General features: G+C 64.6%; 16 protein-coding genes and 3 pseudogenes. 4 read left to right on the top strand and 15 right to left on the bottom strand.

What is annotated here, in order from left to right; translation table 11 throughout:
• Positions 1-2: 2 nt before the first annotated feature.
• Positions 3-357, bottom strand: a pseudogene (locus MQH31_RS11640) (heavy metal-responsive transcriptional regulator).
• A 164-nt stretch (positions 358-521) separates the two neighbouring features.
• Here MQH31_RS11640 and merA point away from each other — a divergent pair.
• Positions 522-1990: pseudogene (gene merA / locus MQH31_RS11635) on the top strand (mercury(II) reductase).
• Here merA and MQH31_RS11630 read toward each other — a convergent pair.
• Both MQH31_RS11630 and MQH31_RS11625 read right to left on the bottom strand, forming a co-directional pair.
• Positions 1987-2397: an ArsR/SmtB family transcription factor gene (locus tag MQH31_RS11630; RefSeq protein WP_243012195.1), complete on the bottom strand. Its 411-nt coding sequence runs from the start codon at positions 2395-2397 to the stop codon at positions 1987-1989. The pseudogene merA and the gene MQH31_RS11630 sit on opposite strands and share 4 nt — an antisense overlap.
• A gap of 76 nt (positions 2398-2473) precedes the next feature.
• Positions 2474-3376: a cation diffusion facilitator family transporter gene (locus MQH31_RS11625; protein WP_243012194.1), complete on the bottom strand. Its 903-nt coding sequence runs from the start codon at positions 3374-3376 to the stop codon at positions 2474-2476.
• Between the two features lie 135 nt (positions 3377-3511).
• On the opposite strand from MQH31_RS11625, the gene MQH31_RS20685 reads away from it, so the two are divergent.
• Positions 3512-3796 (top strand): TFIIB-type zinc ribbon-containing protein, encoded by a 285-nt coding sequence (locus MQH31_RS20685; protein WP_279238671.1) that lies wholly within the window; start codon positions 3512-3514, stop codon positions 3794-3796.
• Between the two features lie 209 nt (positions 3797-4005).
• Here MQH31_RS20685 and MQH31_RS11620 read toward each other — a convergent pair.
• From MQH31_RS11620 to MQH31_RS11570, 11 genes and pseudogenes are all read right to left on the bottom strand, one after another.
• A pseudogene (locus MQH31_RS11620) lies at positions 4006-5381 on the bottom strand (IS1380 family transposase); the annotation flags it as partial.
• Between the two features lie 136 nt (positions 5382-5517).
• A complete protein-coding gene (locus MQH31_RS11615; RefSeq protein WP_243012193.1) occupies positions 5518-6099 on the bottom strand; it encodes a recombinase family protein in 582 nt (193 codons plus the stop codon).
• 13 nt (positions 6100-6112) lie between these two features.
• Positions 6113-6316, bottom strand: coding sequence for an SHOCT domain-containing protein (locus MQH31_RS11610; RefSeq protein WP_243012192.1), 204 nt, complete (start codon positions 6314-6316; stop codon positions 6113-6115).
• Between the two features lie 101 nt (positions 6317-6417).
• Entirely contained in the window at positions 6418-7122 is a 705-nt protein-coding gene (locus MQH31_RS11605) for a thioredoxin-like domain-containing protein (RefSeq protein WP_243012191.1), read from the bottom strand.
• A 222-nt stretch (positions 7123-7344) separates the two neighbouring features.
• A complete protein-coding gene (locus MQH31_RS11600) occupies positions 7345-7557 on the bottom strand; it encodes a hypothetical protein (protein ID WP_243012190.1) in 213 nt (70 codons plus the stop codon).
• A gap of 1 nt (position 7558) precedes the next feature.
• Positions 7559-7843: a glutaredoxin family protein gene (locus MQH31_RS11595; RefSeq protein ID WP_243012189.1), complete on the bottom strand. Its 285-nt coding sequence runs from the start codon at positions 7841-7843 to the stop codon at positions 7559-7561.
• Positions 7840-8511 carry a peroxiredoxin family protein gene (locus MQH31_RS11590; protein ID WP_243012188.1) on the bottom strand — a complete coding sequence of 224 codons (672 nt, stop codon included), beginning with the start codon at positions 8509-8511 and terminating at the stop codon, positions 7840-7842. The genes MQH31_RS11595 and MQH31_RS11590 overlap by 4 nt, the downstream gene beginning before the upstream one ends.
• Complete coding sequence (locus tag MQH31_RS11585; protein WP_243012187.1) at positions 8508-9488, bottom strand: cytochrome c biogenesis CcdA family protein; 981 nt, start codon at positions 9486-9488, stop codon at positions 8508-8510. Before MQH31_RS11585 ends, MQH31_RS11590 begins: the two co-directional genes overlap by 4 nt.
• 112 nt (positions 9489-9600) lie before the next feature.
• The gene (locus MQH31_RS20880; protein WP_243012186.1) at positions 9601-10680 is read right to left on the bottom strand and encodes a M56 family metallopeptidase; all 1080 of its coding nucleotides are present in this window, start codon (positions 10678-10680) and stop codon (positions 9601-9603) included.
• Entirely contained in the window at positions 10677-11042 is a 366-nt protein-coding gene (locus MQH31_RS11575) for a BlaI/MecI/CopY family transcriptional regulator (RefSeq protein ID WP_243012185.1), read from the bottom strand. The genes MQH31_RS20880 and MQH31_RS11575 overlap by 4 nt, the downstream gene beginning before the upstream one ends.
• A 140-nt stretch (positions 11043-11182) precedes the next feature.
• Positions 11183-11776 carry a DUF305 domain-containing protein gene (locus tag MQH31_RS11570; RefSeq protein WP_243012184.1) on the bottom strand — a complete coding sequence of 198 codons (594 nt, stop codon included), beginning with the start codon at positions 11774-11776 and terminating at the stop codon, positions 11183-11185.
• 884 nt (positions 11777-12660) lie between these two features.
• Between MQH31_RS11570 and MQH31_RS11565 the strand changes: the two genes are divergently transcribed.
• Together MQH31_RS11565 and MQH31_RS11560 are read left to right on the top strand one after the other, a co-directional pair.
• The gene (locus tag MQH31_RS11565) at positions 12661-15087 is read left to right on the top strand and encodes a heavy metal translocating P-type ATPase (RefSeq protein ID WP_243012183.1); all 2427 of its coding nucleotides are present in this window, start codon (positions 12661-12663) and stop codon (positions 15085-15087) included.
• A gap of 7 nt (positions 15088-15094) precedes the next feature.
• Positions 15095-15652 carry a hypothetical protein gene (locus MQH31_RS11560; RefSeq protein ID WP_243012182.1) on the top strand — a complete coding sequence of 186 codons (558 nt, stop codon included), beginning with the start codon at positions 15095-15097 and terminating at the stop codon, positions 15650-15652.
• A gap of 49 nt (positions 15653-15701) precedes the next feature.
• Here the strand turns inward: MQH31_RS11560 and MQH31_RS11555 are convergent, their stop codons facing one another.
• Positions 15702-15947 (bottom strand): hypothetical protein, encoded by a 246-nt coding sequence (locus MQH31_RS11555; RefSeq protein ID WP_243012181.1) that lies wholly within the window; start codon positions 15945-15947, stop codon positions 15702-15704.
• Positions 15948-16147 lie beyond the last annotated feature (200 nt).

Here is a 16147-nt window from a genome sequence, read left to right as displayed (position 1 = left end):
TCTTACAGATAGCTGCAGACCTCTTCGGGATCGCACCCGGTGGGGTCTGCGGCCGCGACGTCCTGATAAAAGCCGACGACCGTCGAGCGCAGCGCGGTCAGCTCCGGGATGCGCGGGTCCAGTTCGGACAGTCGGCTGGCGAGCAGGTCGCGCACGTGGGCACGGGGCGTCGCCGGAGTCGCGCAGGCGCAGGATTTCCTGGATTTGGGCCAGGGTCAGTCCGGCGGTGCGGGCACGGCGGATGAAGTCCAATTGGCTGAGGGCGTCTTGCCCATAATCCCGATACCCGTTGGCCGTGCGGTCTGCCGTGGGTAGCAGGCCCCGATCTTCGTAGAATCGCAGCGTTTTCGCCGTCATTCCGGCAGCGTCGGCCGTTTCTCCCACGCGCCTGCTCCTGCCCTGACTGGAATTGTGATCTGTCTTGACCTTCCAGCGTAGGGGAAGGTCCAGGCTTGGGTTCAGCGCACGCCGGAATTGTCCGGCGACAACGCGACCGCCGTTTGGCACTGCCTGGAGGACTCATGTCTGACGTAACACTGGCCAACTATGACCTGGCGATCATCGGTTCCGGTGGCGGTGCGTTTGCGGCTGCGATCCGGGCGACCAAGCTCGGCAAGCGGGTGCTGATGTTCGAGCGCGGAGCCATCGGAGGCACCTGCGTCAATACTGGTTGTATCCCGTCCAAGGCTTTGCTGGCGGCCGCAGAGGCGCGCCACGTCGCCCTGGATGCGACCCGGCATCGTCGCCTCCGCCGGGCCGGTGGACATGGAGAAGTTGATCGGCGGTAAGCGCGACCTAGTCGACACGATGCGAGCCGGCAAGTACGTGGATTTGATCGCCAACTACGACTGGGACCTCCGTCACGGGGACGCGACGTTCGTCGGGTCTGAGGCAGAGCCGGTACTGAACATCACCGCGTCCGACGGCACCGTGCAGACCGTGCGCGCGGACATTACCTGGTGGCCACCGGCTCTGCCCCGTGGAAACCACCGATCGACGGCCTGTCCGGGGTCGACTACCTGACCTCGACCACCGCGATGGAATTGGGCGATGTGCCCGAGTTGCTGCTGGTCTTGGGAGGCGGCTACGTCGCCTTGGAACAAGCGCAATTGTTCGCCCGGCTCGGCTCCCAGGTGACGGTCCTGGTGCGTTCACGGCTGGCGTCGCAGGAAGAGCCCGAGGCCGCCCGGGTCCTCATGGGGGTATTCGCTGATGAGGGCATCAGGGTCATCCGCCGGGCCATCGTGTCTGCGGTGCACCGCGACGAGAGCACCGGCGACGTGATCGCCGAGGTGACCAGCACCGGCGGGAAGGAAAACATACGGGCCAGCAAGCTGCTCGTGGCCACCGGACGACGTCCGGTCACCGAGGGCCTCAACCTCGACACGGTCGGCGTCACTGTCGGTGACCGGGGCCAGATCAAGGTCTCCGACATGCTGACCAGCACCAACCCGCGGATCTGGGCGGCCGGGGATGTGACCGGGCACCGCGAGTTTGTGTACGTGGCGGCTTTTCATGGCGCCCTCGTCGTGGAGAACGCGTTCAACGATGGGGGCGCACGGTCGACTACCGCCACCTTCCCCGCGTCACCTTCACCACCCCGGCCCTGGCCGCGGTGGGCATGACGGACAAGGAAGCCAACGCCGCCGGAATCTCCTGCGAGTGCCGGGTGCTGCCCCTGGAATACGTGCCCCGCGCCCTGGTCAACCGAGACACCCGGGGGTTCGTCAAGGTTGTCGCGGACTCCCAGACCGGACTGATCGTCGGCATCACCGCCGCTGCGAAAGATGCCGGTGAGATCGCTGCGGCCGTCGCGTACATTCTGGAGGCAGGGATGACCGTCGACCAAGTCGCCACAATGTGGAGCCCCTATTTGACCATGGCCGAAGGCGTCAAGATCGCCTGCCAGTCCTACAGCGCCGACGTCTCCAAACTCTCCTGCTTCGCTACCCATCGGATGAGCCTGAAAGGCCACTATCGGGGTGTTTAGACTTGCAATTGATCGCAGGGAATCGTTCCTGGGTCGCAATCGCGATCCGTTTCCGCGGTGGTGGCGTGGATGAGTATTGTGTGTCCGACGTGTTCGAGGCCGAGCTCCAGGAGATCACGCACGTGGGAGTCCGCAATCGTGTAGTGGGCGACGCGACCGGTTCTGTGGACTTCGACGACTCGGTGGGCGCGGAGCAGCCGCAGCGCGTGCGACACGGCGGATTCGCTGAGGTTGATGGCTGCAGCCAGGTCACGGACGCACATTGGTCCGTTCAGCAGTGAGATGAGGATGCGCACCCTGTTAGGTTCGCCGAGTAGTCCGAACACGTCGGAAAGATCCGCGACGTCCTCAACGGACGGCATGCTTGCCCGGACAAGAGCGACGTGTTCGGCGTCAATCGTTCTCATTGGAGCGAGTGAATCGCGCCCGTTCTCCGTTGGTTTTGCCTGTACGCTGCCCATAGACACAGCGTATCGGTTCCGGTCAGACCGGGTTATCTGCCTCTGCGAAGTCGGCAGGCTCACATTGGATCGTGGCATGGGACACGTGATACCGGTCTCGCAGTAACAGGACCACGGAGTCCAACACGTCACTGTAGTCCGCGCCGGGCTTGACGACTACGTGCCCGCTGGCACTTTCCATACCCGACGTGATGGTCCAGATGTGAAGGTCGTGCACCGCCGCGACTCCGGGCAGCTCGGCAATTTCAGCTCCGATTTTGTCAATGTTCAGGTTCGGTGGGGCAACTTCCATGAGGATGCGTAGTGCTTGGCGGGTGAGCTTCCATGTGCGGGGCAGGATGAACAATCCGATCCCGACCCCGATGATGGGGTCGGCGTATGGCCAGCCGGTCGTGAACAGGATGATGGCCGCGACAATGACCCCGACCGAACCGAGCAGGTCACCCATCACTTCAAGGTAAGCACCTTTGAGATTCAGGCTCTCTTTGGAGCCGGCCGTCAAGAGTCGGAAGCTGATCAGGTTGATCATCAAGCCGATGACGGCTACGACCAACAAGGGAAGGCCGGGTACCGAGGGCGGGTCGCTGAAGCGCTGGATGGCTTCGAATAGCACGTACCCGGCTACGGCGAACAAGAGGATCCCGTTGGCGAGTGCAGCGAGCACTTCCAGCCTGTAGAACCCGTACGTCCTCTGGCTCGTGGTGCGCCGTGAGGCCAGGGTGATCGCGGCGAGTGCCATGCCGAGTCCGAGGACATCAGTGCCCATATGTGCGGCATCGGAGATCAACGCGAGAGAGTTGACTTGGAAGCCGACGACGAATTCCACGATCATGTAGGCAGCGGTGAGGCTAAAGGCGATGAGCAGCGGCTTGCGATGTTTGCCGCCGGCGCTCACAGCGGAGGGGTGTGCGTGTTCAGATCCCATCAGCGTCTCTCTCCTTCACAGCGTCCGCACGGCTTTTTGCCTCAGACTACCTTTACGTATGAACAGTCTTGCATACATTGTGCACGAGGTTAACATGACTTCGCGCTCTGGAATGCGCAACGAGAGGACGACGAGATGCAATGCCCAACCGACGGCTCGACGCTGGCTATGAGCGACAGGTCCGGAGTGGAAATCGACTACTGCCCACAGTGCCGCGGCGTGTGGCTCGACCGAGGCGAGCTTGACAAAATCATTGAACGTTCGGTGACGGAGTCATCCGGCCGCCTCGGTGATCCGTCACCTGACAGGCGATCCCGCGACGATCACGGTGGTTCTGGCCACGGCGACTCGGGGCGAGGCGGATACTCCTCCGGTCGAGGCCGAAAGAAAGAGAACTGGCTCGGCGAACTTTTCGGATAGGCAAGAATCAGTCGGCCGAAGGTCCGGGGCTGTCGCACGACTGGGGGATCGGCGCGCGTCTTAGCCTCGATCCACCGGTCGGCTTGGGTGAGCGGGTAGCTCGGAGTTGATCTGAGGTTCCTGGTGGTGGGCATGGCGGTGCGGTCGGCCTTGCTGCCGGTGGTGTTCCTGCTCCGGTTGCGCCGTGTGGCTGGATGGTCAGATGGTCGCGGTTCGCGGCGGGCCGCCGTGAACACGGCCTGCCACCCGTGTTCCCAGGGCCAGCTGGCCGGAAGGTGCAGGACGAGTTTCCGGGCCGAGGTCGAGATGCGGGCCGGAACCTGGATGAGTTTGCGACGGATTGTGCCTAGCGCGCCTTCCCGAGGTCAGTGCCGGTGAGGGTCCCGACGGCGCGAGACATGTTGAACGCGATCGTGGCCAGAACAAGCCAGGCCGCGTTCGCAGTGAAGATCCCCGACGGCAGGTGCGCGAGCGCACTGTCTTTCAGGTCCGCGTTGATCTGCTCGATGATCGCGTGCTGCCGGTGTGTTTTATCAGCCGTGACGGTGTCCAGGGCGCTGGTCGTGAAGAAAGCGTGGAACCGGTGCGTATCGAACAGCGTCGGCTGCCCGGCGCCTTCGAACGGATTCAGCTCCGGGATCCGCCGAACGACGAGGCGCCCGGGGATGCGTTCGCTGAGTCTCCTCGAACTGAACGCGGTGAAGGGAATCTCGGCGACTTCGGCCGCGGAGACCCATTGCCCGGTGATCTCGTCCCGGATCGCGTCGGTGCATTGAATCGTCGTCCACGCGTCATCGCCGATCGCAGCGATCGCGCGCTTCACGGCCGGATCCATCCGGGCCGTGATCGAAACCTTGGCGCCGGCCCGGTGCGCGGCCGCGACGACCGCGTGGCCGTAGAACGCACTGTCAGCGCGAAGGAGCACGAGCCCGGACGCGGTCTTCGACCGGAGCCTGCGGACGGTGGCGAGGATATCGCCGACGAACTTGCCCGCGCCGCGCGGGGACCCGGCCGCGCCCTTGCGGAGCCTCGACCCGGAGATGATCGGCGCAGACAGCGTCGTGGACACGATGCCGATCAACGCGTTCAATCCGCGCACTCCGGAGTAACCGTAGCCGGAGCCCTGCTTCTGGTAGCCATGGACTTCTTTGATGGTGTCGTCAATATCGACCAGGGCATACTCGTTGATCCCGGCCACGATCGGCGCGGCCTGGGCGACGTTGACCAGCCACCGCCACGCCACGGCGTCGAGCTGGCGGACATGGCCGAAGGTAAACGCGCGCAGGAACGAACCCAACGTGGACGGGGCGTAGGCGCCGACGAAGAGTTTCTTCATCACGCCGTGGCGAAGGACAGCCATGTCATCGATGGAGTCCGCACCCGCAAGCATCCCCGCGACCAAAGCGGTGACCTTCAACCCGGCGTTCGCACCGAAGTAGCCGGGCAACGTCAACCACCGGTTCGCGAGCTCGCCCAGCCCCGTCGAAGCCGCCAACAACATCGCCGGAACCAGACCGGCAAGCGACACGAGATTCGTGTCGTCGAAGGTCGCGGACACAGCCGTGGATCTATGGAAAACTTGCATCTACGAGATGCCTTTCATGTCGTGAAAAATGAACCGTGGTAAGTACCATTTTTCCTGACCTGGAAGGCATTCTCGGTTTAACGCGCCGTCAAACCCCGAGTCTCACCGGTGGATCGAGGCTAAGGCACAATCCGCGTCACGGTTGGATGTTGTTGATGCGGCGGTAAAGCGTAGTGCGGGACATGCCAAGATCCCGGGCCACCTGTGAGGGTTGTTCGCCGGATTCAATGAGTCGGAGAGCGTTGCGGATCTGGCGCTCGGTAAAGGTCTTCCAACGACCGCCGCGGCGTGTGCTCGAAGAACGTCGTTTGAAGACGCTTTCGCGGATGCGTTCCCGGGCCACCTCTAATTCAAGGCCGGCGACGGCAGTCAGAACCGCGAGGACTGTGTTCTGTCCCGAGGCGCTGGAGTTGTCTGTGGACTCGCTGATATCGAGGACTCGGAGTGCTGCCCCGTTCGCGCGGAGCGTCCCAGTCAGCGCCAAAAGGTCGGAGGTGGAGCGTCCCAAGCTGGCCAGCGTGGTGCTGACGAGAGTGTCGCCCTCCCGAAGTGTTCCGATGGCGCGCTCCAGGAGGGAGTGATCTGTGCGAGCGCCGCAGGCGCCTAGGTCGACATAGAGGTCGTCCGGCCGGACGCCCGCAGCGGCGAGGTCCCGTACTTGGTGGTCGGTCTCCAGGGCCTGCGGTGAAACTCGGGCGTACCCGATCAGTGTGCCCACGTTCGGACCTTCGCTACCTGCCGTTGAGGGTTTCGCGGCGCTGCCGATACTCGTTCTCATCGATTTCACCGCGCGCGAAACGTTCGTCCAGGATCGTTCTGGCCGAGGTGGGTCCGGCGCTATTGTCCTGCTGAGGGCGATCTCCATGGAAGAGCCGGTAGATGACAAACGCCAGGGCAACGATGCCCCCGATGGCGAATATCCACGCGAAGATCATCCATGGTCCTGTCCAGCCAATCCCGCCGTACCCCATCATTTTGTGCTCACATTCTCTTGTCGTTCATTCGTGGAATTGGTGTTCTCTGGCGACGATGGAGGTCAGGACACCTTGCCCGGTCCGTCCAGGCCTCCGGTGCAGGGGGAGCCGGGTTCTGGAGCAGTTGCGGCCCCGCGGTACTTGGCGATGAATGCCGCGAGTCGAGGATCGGCCGGGTCGCTGATGTCGAGCTGCGTGCCCCATGCCGATGCGACGATCGACGACGGGAGACCGGCGAACGGCGACAGGATTGCGTATGTCGAAGGGATCTCCTTGCGCAGTGCTGCGAGCTGACCACCCGTCACTTTTGAAGCGTCGTAGGTGACCCACACGGCGCCGTGCTCGAGCGAGTGCACCGCGTTTTCGTTGGGGACGTTCTCGGAATACACGCCACAGTTCAGGAGTGTGACGGAGTGGTCTCCGCCCACCGGCGGCAGCGGGTTGTATTTCACGGTACCGGTGACGTGCTGGGAGGTCTGGTTCGGGAAGGTTTGTACGCCATCAACGGATGTCGGTGCTGCCGCGTTCTTGGGGGCGCCGGTGGTTGTGACGACGAGGACGATGACGAGCACGACGATCCCTGCAGCGGACCAGGCTGCGGCGATTCCGATCTTCCGGTTCCGTTTCGCTTTTGATTGTTCGCGCTTCAGGATGGCGACTTTTTCTGCCCGACGCTCGGCTCGTTGCTGTTTGACTGTCGCGGGCGCGGATTCGTGACCTCCACCCTCTGAGTGGTCGTCCAAGTGTGGGGGTGTTTCACGAGCCATGTCAGCTGTCCTTCGGGTCAGGTGAAATATACCCGATGGTGTCCTGTAGCGACTTGAGTTCGGCTCGGGCGGCCTGAATGTCCGCTTGGACGTCCGTCGCCGGCTTCGCGCAACACCCGGCGTCACCCGGGGCGGTTCTGCTGCGCAGCATGGGGCGCATGCAGAACCGCCACGTCAGAGCCGCGGCAAGCGCCGTCGCGACCAGGGAGATCAGAATCGGGATCACGCGGTCGGTCCGGTCCCGGGGTGGCGTTCTTCGAATGCCGCGGCCTGGGGGCGGAGGGCGGCGACTTCGGCGCGCAGGCGGGCGAGTTCCTGTTCTTCGGGCCCGTCGACGGTCTTGCCGTGGCCGCGTCCGCGCATCATGAACCACATCATCAGGCCCATTCCGACGGGGCAGATCAGGGCGGGGAGGATGTAGAGGAATTGCTGCATGTCAGGATCCTTCTGGTTGAGTTGATTGGGTGGTTGCGAGCATGGTGGTGAATTTCCGCCGGAGGGCGCGGGTGGACAGACGCCCGTGCGCGATCAGTCGGCCGTTGGCGACGAGCCCGGGGGTGAAGGCCAGGCGCTGTTCAAGGGCGATCGCACGGCCGGTGTCGCTGTTCACGTCGACCTCGTCGATCTGGAGGGGGAATTCGGCGGACAGCTCGGCAAGCACTCGTTTTCCCGCGATACAGGACGGGCAGTCGCTTTGAGTGAGTAGGGTCAGGGCGATCATGACGTCGTATCGGTCTTCAGATCGAGGAGGAGCTGGTCGACGGGCACGAACATGGTGTATTTCGGAGCTCCGCCGTAGTCGGCGCGCCATTTGATGGTGCCGTCGGGGCCGACGAGGATGAAGCTGTGTCCATCGGTGCTGGTGCCCATCATGCCGAATTCGTTGGCCTGGTACTTTTTCGAGGTGACCAGGTCGGGGTCGGACAGGACTGGGGTTTTCAGGCCCATGTCGGTGGTTTTCCGGGCGATTTGCTGGGCCGGGTCGGTTGTGATGGACACGACGGCGTCGATTCCCGCCGCGTGGAGCTTCGCGGCGTCCGTTTCCAGGCTGGTGATCTGCGTCCAGCATGGTTCGCAGGCCAGGCCTTCCTGGAAGAAGAGCAGCACATTCTTGCCGGAGTAGTCGGCCAGGGACACCTGTCCGCCGGAGTTGTCGGCGAGCGTGAACGCTGGTGCGACCTGACCAATGCCGGGGGTTCCGACGTCGTAGGTGGACTGCGTCGTCGTACCGGCGGCTGCCGTCTTCGGGGTGTTCGCGCTGGCGAAGACGCTGTATAGCCCGGCGAGGACGATGCCGGCAATCAGCAGCCCAGTGATCCAACCGAACCAGCCGGGGCGGCGCGATCGGGCGGCGGGAGCCTTTTGCGTGTTTTTGGGGGCGGAACTCATTTGGAGGTGTCCTGTCCTGTGCGTGCGGGGGTTTCGAGGGCTGCATCGCTGCAGCAGCTGGATTCAGAGTCGGCGGCCTGAACCGACCCGTCGGGTGTCGTCGCCACGGTTGGTTCCGGGGACTTTGGTTCGGTGTGGCGAGTGGCGCGCCACACGAAATAGCCGACACCGGCAACCAACACGATCGCGACGGCCCAGCCGGGAAGCCAGGCGAGCGCCTTGGTCGCGACGGAAACACTGTGTTGGAGGTCAGCGCCGAACTGGGCCAGCCAGCCGCCAGAGGTCATGCCGGGTCCGACGGCGGCCTGGATATAGGTGAGGATAGCCATCACGATGAGCAGGACGGCGGAAGCGAAGCTGCCGACGGCGAGGCTACGGCTGAACCGGCCCAGGCGCAGGGTGATCTGGCGGCCCTGAAGCCACTTGCTTGAGCCCCAATCCTTGCGGTCCCAGACCAGCGCCAAGATGGCGAGGGGGGCGACCATTCCGGCCACATAGGTGAGGCCAACGGCCAGGGCCGCGGGGAAGGAGGCCGTTGCGCCGGAGAGCACCGCGACGCCGATCAGCACCGGAGCGCAGCAGGAACTGGCCGCGCCGGAGAACACGCCGAGTCCGTAGACCGAGGCGAGGCCGTGACCGGCGGGAACGCGGCGCGCGAGCATCGGAAGCTGCAGCTTCCAACCGAACAGCATCGCAATCCCGCCGATCAGCATCGCCGTGGCGGCGATCGTGAAGACGATCGCGTGCTGGCCGGAGATCAGGCCGATCAAGGCCGTTGCGCCCAACCCGATCGGCACGATGATCGTGGCGACCCCGGCAGCGAAGACCAGGGTCGCTCCCACGATGCCGGAGCGCCGGCGCATGCCCGACGCCAGGTAGGCGGGCAGCATCACCGACACGCAACAGGGCGCGAGGAGGGCGACCAGGCCACCCAGGAAAGCGGCGAGCAGAGTGCCGCCGAACAGTAGATTCTCCATATATTCTTCGCCTTCACCTAGGCCGCGTCCTGCGCGGACGATTTCACCTATCCTCCTAAGGAGATTAGGTGATTGTGAAGCAGTTGTCTAGCTGGCATGCCGAAGCTGAAAGTCAGCTGGAGAAGCGACCCTCGTCCATGCTGTCGACGGCACACGGGGTATGTGCAGCAGGCGTTGCCGGCGCAGGCGCGCTGCCGGATCTCGGAGAAAGGGACGCCGACAGGCTGGTTGACGGCTCGGCGGGGCACAACGCGTGATCCGCGCTTGTGACGGCCGGCCAGCCGAGGGCCAGCCCGGGCGCGATCAGCAGGAGCGCGATCGCTACCGACACTGCGCACACGGGGAAGCGGCCCACTGACTGGCGCGGAGGAAGGAGTCTGCGAACCCGGGCCGCGGCCCCAGGTCCTGCCGCTCCGAGTGCGACGGCCGGCACCGCGTGCGGGGGCACGGCAACGACGGCCAGGAGCGCTGCCGCAACTGTGAGCCGGTGGGTGCGTTCAGCCGCGACATCATCGGCACGAAGTTCGACCAGGCGGGCCGTCTCGCGCGCGGCCAGACGGAAAGGCGGGAGCCTCAGAAACGCTTGGGACAGTGCCGCGGAGAAGGCCAGGGCGAGGTCATGCCGCTCAGCGAGGTGTGCGCGCTCATGGGCCAACACCGCGACGAGTTCTTCGTCGGTCAAGGCATGCAGTGCGGCCGTGGTGACGACGGTGCGCCGGTGGATTCCCGGCATGCAGTAGACCGCCGCGTCCGCCGAGTCGAGGATGACGATATCGCGATCAATATCCGGGCGCCCGACCATGTCGAGAACGCGACGATGTGCATTGCGCTCCCGGGACATCCGGGCGCCCGTAGAGGCCAGGCCCCAGAAACTGCGAGTGACAACAGCCCCGGCCAGCAGCGCCCCGCCGATACCGACGGCGGCTCCGGTCGGTGTCGAATACTGCTGCTGCAGCGCCATCGTGCAGGCCTGCAGGACCTCGATGAGGCCCTTCCCGCCGAGGCCGGCGATCGGAATCGCAAAAGAGAGGCCGGCGAGTGCGAGAGAACCCACGACTGCGACCGTCAGGGCCTGCCAGGTCGCGATAGCCAGCCGGGGGGCGCGATCAACCCAGTTCGCTCGCAGCAGGAGAGGGGGTACGGCGACGGAGAGCGCGATCGCATAGAGGGTCAGGGTGATCGCGACAATCACGGCTGCGGCTCATTCTCATGCGCAGCGGCCAGCAGGCGGCGGAGTTCTGCTGCTTCGCCATCGGGCATCTCGTCGACGAAGCCCACGAGCGCCGCCGCCCGGTCATCCGCGAAGGACAGCGCCTCGCGAATGAGTCCGGAGACGTAGTCGTCCCGGGTTGCGGCGGGACCATATCGGAATGCGCGGCCGTCCCGTTCCTTACTCAGCCAACCCTTGCGGTTAAGGATCTCGGTGACCGTTTGCACGGTGTTGTAGGCGAGCCCGCGATTGAGTCTGTCAAGGATCTCTCGAACCAACAGCGGGGTCTCGGCTTGCCAGACCTCGTTCATGATCGCGTTTTCCAGATCACCGAACTTTGCCATGGTCGAGCCCTTTCAAAATGTTGGTGTACCTCGCGCACGGATCAGAAAAGGGAGGTCAACCTAATCCTAGTCACCTAAGGGAATTAGGCGCCCGGGGCCGCAGAGCGCCGTTGACGCTCCGCGGCCTGTCGGCGGGCCGGTTACATGGTGGCGAGGATGTCCTGCATCTGCTTGATCTGCGCCGTCTGGTCGGCAATGATCTTGGTGGCCAGCGCCTGCGCATCCGGGTTCTGCCCGTCCTTCAGCTCGACGTTGGCCATGTCGATCGCGCCCTGGTGGTGCTGGATCATCTGCTGGAGGAACAGCTTGTCGGCGGCCGGGCCGGTCGCGGCATTCAGTGCGGCCATGTCACCATCGGTCATTGAACCGGTAGTCATATCCATTCCGGGCATGCTGGTGGCGGTCGCACCCCAGGCTGTGACCCAGGAATTCATCATCGTGATTTCCGGCCCCTGGGCCGCCTTGATCTGCTCGGCAAGAGCGGTGACGCGAGGATCGACGCCGGTCTTGTCGAGCATGGTCTGGGCCATAGTGATCGCCTGCTGGTGGTGGTCGACCATCGGCATGGCGAAGGACACGTCGGCATCGTTGAACACTGCTGTGGACGCGGTGGGGGCGGAGGATGCGGACGCATTGGCGCCGCCGGCTGTGGTGGTGCCGGCCGAGCAAGCGGACAGGGCGATGGCCGCGGCGAGCGCGGTGGCAGCGATGAGGGGAATACGAAGGGAAGTCAAGGGGAGTCCAATCTGTTCGACAGAGGTTTTGAATCTGGTCCACGGAGGTAGTTCCAGAGGTGAGGAGCGTGCTCGCAGGCGGAACGAGTCACGGAAGGCCGGGAACGGGGATTGTGCGCCCGTGCCGGGTGGAGGCTCGCGGGCGATTGTTGATCAGACGCGGCTGATCGACAGGACGGTCAACGAGGGTGGTCGTTGTAGAGGAAGGCGCCGTGCCAGAGCGGGACCTGCTCGCTCGACAGGCCGGTCGACAACGACGGGACTTGCGGGTTGGGTAAAGGAATTGGGGGAGTGCGCGATGGGCCCGGCAGAACACGCGGGGCCTGTCATGAGGCAATCGGCGGTGCACATTCCGAAGCACGTCGACGGCAGGTTCGACGTCTCGTAGAAAGCGGCAGTGGCCAGACCGAGTTTCGAGCCCTCTGTGCTTGGGGCTGTAGTGACCGAATGCGCACCAATCATGACGTGGGAATGCGGTGAGGCTTCGGATTCAGCCGCCATCCCCGCATGCATTGCTACCAAGCCGAAGACGACAGCTGCAAGCGAGAGGATTCCGAGGAGCGCACGGCGCAGCCGCACGGCCGTGCATGCGCACACGCTCGCCGATGCTCCTGCCACTCTGACCCCTACTTTCCTGTCGCCGTCCGGACGCGGCAATCCTCACACTGTAGTCAACGGATGCTCCCCGTGGCCTGAGAGGGTTGACCGAATTCCGCGAGGAAACGCCCAGCTGTGCAGCGCTGCAGGAAGTGCCCGGCTGCTCCATCGAGCCGATCAATCGAACACAAGATACCCTTGGGGGGTATATGATGGCGAGTATCGGCAGCCGGGGACACGGTGAACCAGCGTCGAGCAATCATTATGTTTCAGAGAGGATCGTTCGAATGAGCCAGCCGACCGAAACCACGATCATGCAAGTACGGGGCGTGGGGTGGGCGTCATCCAAAGCCGTCGCCGATGCGGTCCTATCTCGACGCCCCGGCGTCCTGGGAGTTGACACGAACGTCGTCGCGCAGACGGCGACAATCACTTTCGACCCGCGACAGACTTCAATCGAAAACCTCGCCGGGTGGGTGCGCGAGTGCGGGTACCACTGCGACGGGCAATCCGTGCCTGATCACATCTGCGACCCACTGGCCGCCAGCAGTGCCGCCCCGGACCAGGCCGTGGCCCATGCGCATCCCACTGTCGCGGCGCCCGCTGGTCCCAGCGCGACATCAGACATCACTCAGTCACCCGCGGACGCCCATGCCGCGCATACGGCATCCCCGACCCGGACGATGCAGGACGCGATGGGTCACGGCGGCGGCCATGGCACCATGACGATGTCCAGCATGATCCGGGACATGCGTAACAGGTTCCTGGTGGCGGCGATCCTGTCCGTTCCGATCACGTTCTTGTCACCGATCGGACGCGAGGTCATCGGGTTCACGCTCCCGGCACCCTTCGGGCTCCGCGACGACGTTGCGGCCCTGATCCTGTCGCTGCCGGTGATCTTCTACTCCGCGTGGATCTTCTTCGACGGCGCCTACCGGGCATTGCGGGCGAGAACGCTGGACATGATGGTCCTGGTCGCTGTCGGCGTCGGATCGGGCTGGCTCTACAGCGTCGTGGTCACCCTCACCGGCGGGGGCGACGTCTTCTACGAAGCCGCCACGGTCCTGGCGAGCTTCGTGTTGCTCGGGCACTGGGTCGAAATGCGGGCACGGGGCGGCGCCAATGACGCCGTCCGTACCTTGCTCGAGCTGGCGCCCTCGCAGGCCTTCGTGATCCGCGACGGGGAACCCGTTGAAATTCCCACGGCAGAGGTTGTACCCGGCGACCTGATGCTCGTGCGCCCGGGGTCCAAGGTCCCCACCGACGGCGTCGTCGAGGCCGGCGACTCGGATATCGATGAGTCCATGGTCACCGGGGAGAGCCTTCCCGTGGCCAAGACGGCCGGCTCCATGGTGATCGGCGCGACCGTGAATACCACGGGCACCCTCCGGGTCCGGGCGACGAAGGTGGGCGCGGACACCGCACTGGCCCAGATCGTCGCCCTCGTGCAAGAGGCGCAGAATTCCAAAGCTCCCGGGCAGCGACTGGCCGACCGTGCGGCGTTCTGGCTGGTACTGGTGGCACTGATCGGCGGAATCGCCACCCTCCTCGTCTGGCTGCTGGCAGGCGCAACCGGTCCGACAGCAATGCTGTTCGCGATCACCGTAGTCGTCATCACCTGCCCGGACGCGCTCGGCCTGGCCACCCCGACGGCAATCATGGTCGGCACCGGCCTCGGCGCCAAACGCGGCATCCTGTTCAAGACCGCAACCGCGTTGGAAACGGCCGCACGGATCGACACCGTGGTGATGGACAAGACCGGCACCCTCACCCAGGGCAAACCGGAAGTCACCGACTTCATCGCGATCGGCATCGACGAAGACGAACTGCTCGGACTCGTTGCGGCCGTGGAGCGCGAATCAGAACATCCGCTCGCCGCTGCGGTGGTCAGCTATGCCGCGGGCCGGGGTGTGACCGTGGGCCACGCCGTCGACTTCGAGAATGTACCCGGGCACGGGGCAGGCGCCACCGTGAGCGGGCACCGCGTGCTGGTCGGCAACCGCAAATTGATGCTCGCCCAAGGCGTCGATATCGAACCAGTCAAGGTCCAACGCGATGCGCTCGCGTCAACGGGACGCACCGCGGTCCTGCTCGCCGTGGACGGCAAGGCGGCCGGCGTCGTTGCACTGGCAGATGCCGTGCGCCCGACCGCTGCTGCCGCGGTGGCGGCCATGCACGACGCGGGGATCCAGGTCGTCATGCTCACCGGAGACAACGAAGCCACCGCCGCACGCATTGCCTCCCAGCTCGGGATCGATACCGTGATCGCGGAGGTCCTGCCTGAAGACAAGTCCGCGAAGATCACGGAACTCCAAGCTGCAGGCAAGAGGGTGGCCATGGTCGGTGACGGAGTCAATGACGCCCCGGCACTCGCGCAAGCCGACCTCGGTATCGCCATCGGGGCAGGCACCGACGTCGCCATCGAGACGGCGGACGTCGTGCTGATGCGGTCCGATCCGTTGGACGTCCCCGTCGCGCTGCGCATCGGGAAAGGAACCGTCCGGAAGATGCGACAGAACCTCGGCTGGGCGATCGGGTACAACGCCATCGCCCTGCCGATCGCGGCCGGCGTCTTCTTCCCCGCATACGGCATCCGGTTGACCCCCGAGATCGCGGCGATCTCGATGTCCGGCTCCAGCGTGATCGTCGCCGTCAACGCGCTGATGCTGAAGCGCCTTCACCTGCCACGACCGGCAGAGAGCGACGGAGAGTGAACCGTCCATGACACATATCCCCACCACCCGGGAGAGCATCCGTACGATTTGGGATTCTGGTCGGCCTGAGTATGACGGCGTCACGGATGCGGTGACCGCGGGCAAGGTCCTCACCGACCTGGTCCGTGCCGCCCTCGACATCCTCGCCTATCGCCGGCTCGCGTGGGCGCCCGACGCCATCCAACTCGTCTCCAACGATCGGGAAAGCTACCTCCGCTACGAGGCCGGCGACGACGTCACCGCGGACCTTGCAGTGCTCCTGTCGCTGGCCCTGTCGGGCCACGCGGTAGACGGCATCGCCCTCGGAGACATCATGGGCGGCATGCCCCCATGGATCTCCGTGCGCATCCTCATCCTGGCCTCGCCCGAGGGAGCTTCGATGAACCGTCTGGACCTCGACCCGGAGGGCCCGTGCAAAGTGTCCTGGTACGGGCCGTTCGACGGAACCCAATTCAGCGAAATCGCAACCGGATTCGCGCTGTACCTCACCCACCTCGTCGCCAACGTGTTCGATGACGACGAGGGGGAGGAGACGTTCGAGGAATCCTTCGAATGGGTCCTCTAAGGCCTGGGCCAGCCCGGAGATGACGAGCTGTGCCCGGGCTGGAGTCCGCTCACTTGGGTTTGTGCGACGACAGATTGGCGCCGATAATCACCACAACGGCCGCTACCGGATAGTTGACCAGGAGCTCAACCCAGACCGGCGGATGCGTCGCGGTTACCGGATCCAGGTGCCCTAGCCAGTGAGCAACAGCAATCAGGACACCCACGATCATGAGCAGCTGTCCTGATCTCAAGAAAAGGCGTCGCTGACGCTTCAGCCTGGCTGACGCGTCCGGGGCGGCACTGTCCGGCGTCATGGGTGTACCGTGCCACTCGGTGACGCTGGGCCAGCTTGCGTGCTGGGGACCGTGTCGCTCGTGTCGGGCGCAGGCGGTGACCACGCGCGCCCCGGCAAGTACGGGCTGTTCTCGGGATCTGGATGGCGTCGCGATTGCACGACGATGAGGACGATCCCAATGAGGGCAACGGCCATCGCCGTGATCATGTTGATCTTCAG

The organism is Cryobacterium zhongshanensis (genome assembly GCF_022760445.1).
Classification (GTDB): Bacteria; Actinomycetota; Actinomycetes; order Actinomycetales; family Microbacteriaceae; genus Cryobacterium; species Cryobacterium algoricola.
This window is presented reverse-complemented; position numbering and strand designations above follow the sequence as displayed.

Coding starts and splice junctions, on each gene's coding strand:
- MQH31_RS11630 (WP_243012195.1), bottom strand. CDS start 2,397: ATGAGAACGATTGACGCCGAACACGTCGCTCTTGTCCGGGCAAGCATG.
- MQH31_RS11575 (WP_243012185.1), bottom strand. CDS start 11,042: ATGGCAAAGTTCGGTGATCTGGAAAACGCGATCATGAACGAGGTCTGG.
- MQH31_RS11585 (WP_243012187.1), bottom strand. CDS start 9,488: ATGGAGAATCTACTGTTCGGCGGCACTCTGCTCGCCGCTTTCCTGGGT.
- MQH31_RS11555 (WP_243012181.1), bottom strand. CDS start 15,947: ATGACGCCGGACAGTGCCGCCCCGGACGCGTCAGCCAGGCTGAAGCGT.
- MQH31_RS11600 (WP_243012190.1), bottom strand. CDS start 7,557: ATGCAGCAATTCCTCTACATCCTCCCCGCCCTGATCTGCCCCGTCGGA.
- MQH31_RS20685 (WP_279238671.1), top strand. CDS start 3,512: ATGCAATGCCCAACCGACGGCTCGACGCTGGCTATGAGCGACAGGTCC.
- MQH31_RS11610 (WP_243012192.1), bottom strand. CDS start 6,316: ATGATCTTCGCGTGGATATTCGCCATCGGGGGCATCGTTGCCCTGGCG.
- MQH31_RS11625 (WP_243012194.1), bottom strand. CDS start 3,376: ATGGGATCTGAACACGCACACCCCTCCGCTGTGAGCGCCGGCGGCAAA.
- MQH31_RS11595 (WP_243012189.1), bottom strand. CDS start 7,843: ATGATCGCCCTGACCCTACTCACTCAAAGCGACTGCCCGTCCTGTATC.
- MQH31_RS11590 (WP_243012188.1), bottom strand. CDS start 8,511: ATGAGTTCCGCCCCCAAAAACACGCAAAAGGCTCCCGCCGCCCGATCG.
- MQH31_RS11560 (WP_243012182.1), top strand. CDS start 15,095: ATGACACATATCCCCACCACCCGGGAGAGCATCCGTACGATTTGGGAT.
- MQH31_RS11565 (WP_243012183.1), top strand. CDS start 12,661: ATGAGCCAGCCGACCGAAACCACGATCATGCAAGTACGGGGCGTGGGG.
- MQH31_RS11605 (WP_243012191.1), bottom strand. CDS start 7,122: ATGGCTCGTGAAACACCCCCACACTTGGACGACCACTCAGAGGGTGGA.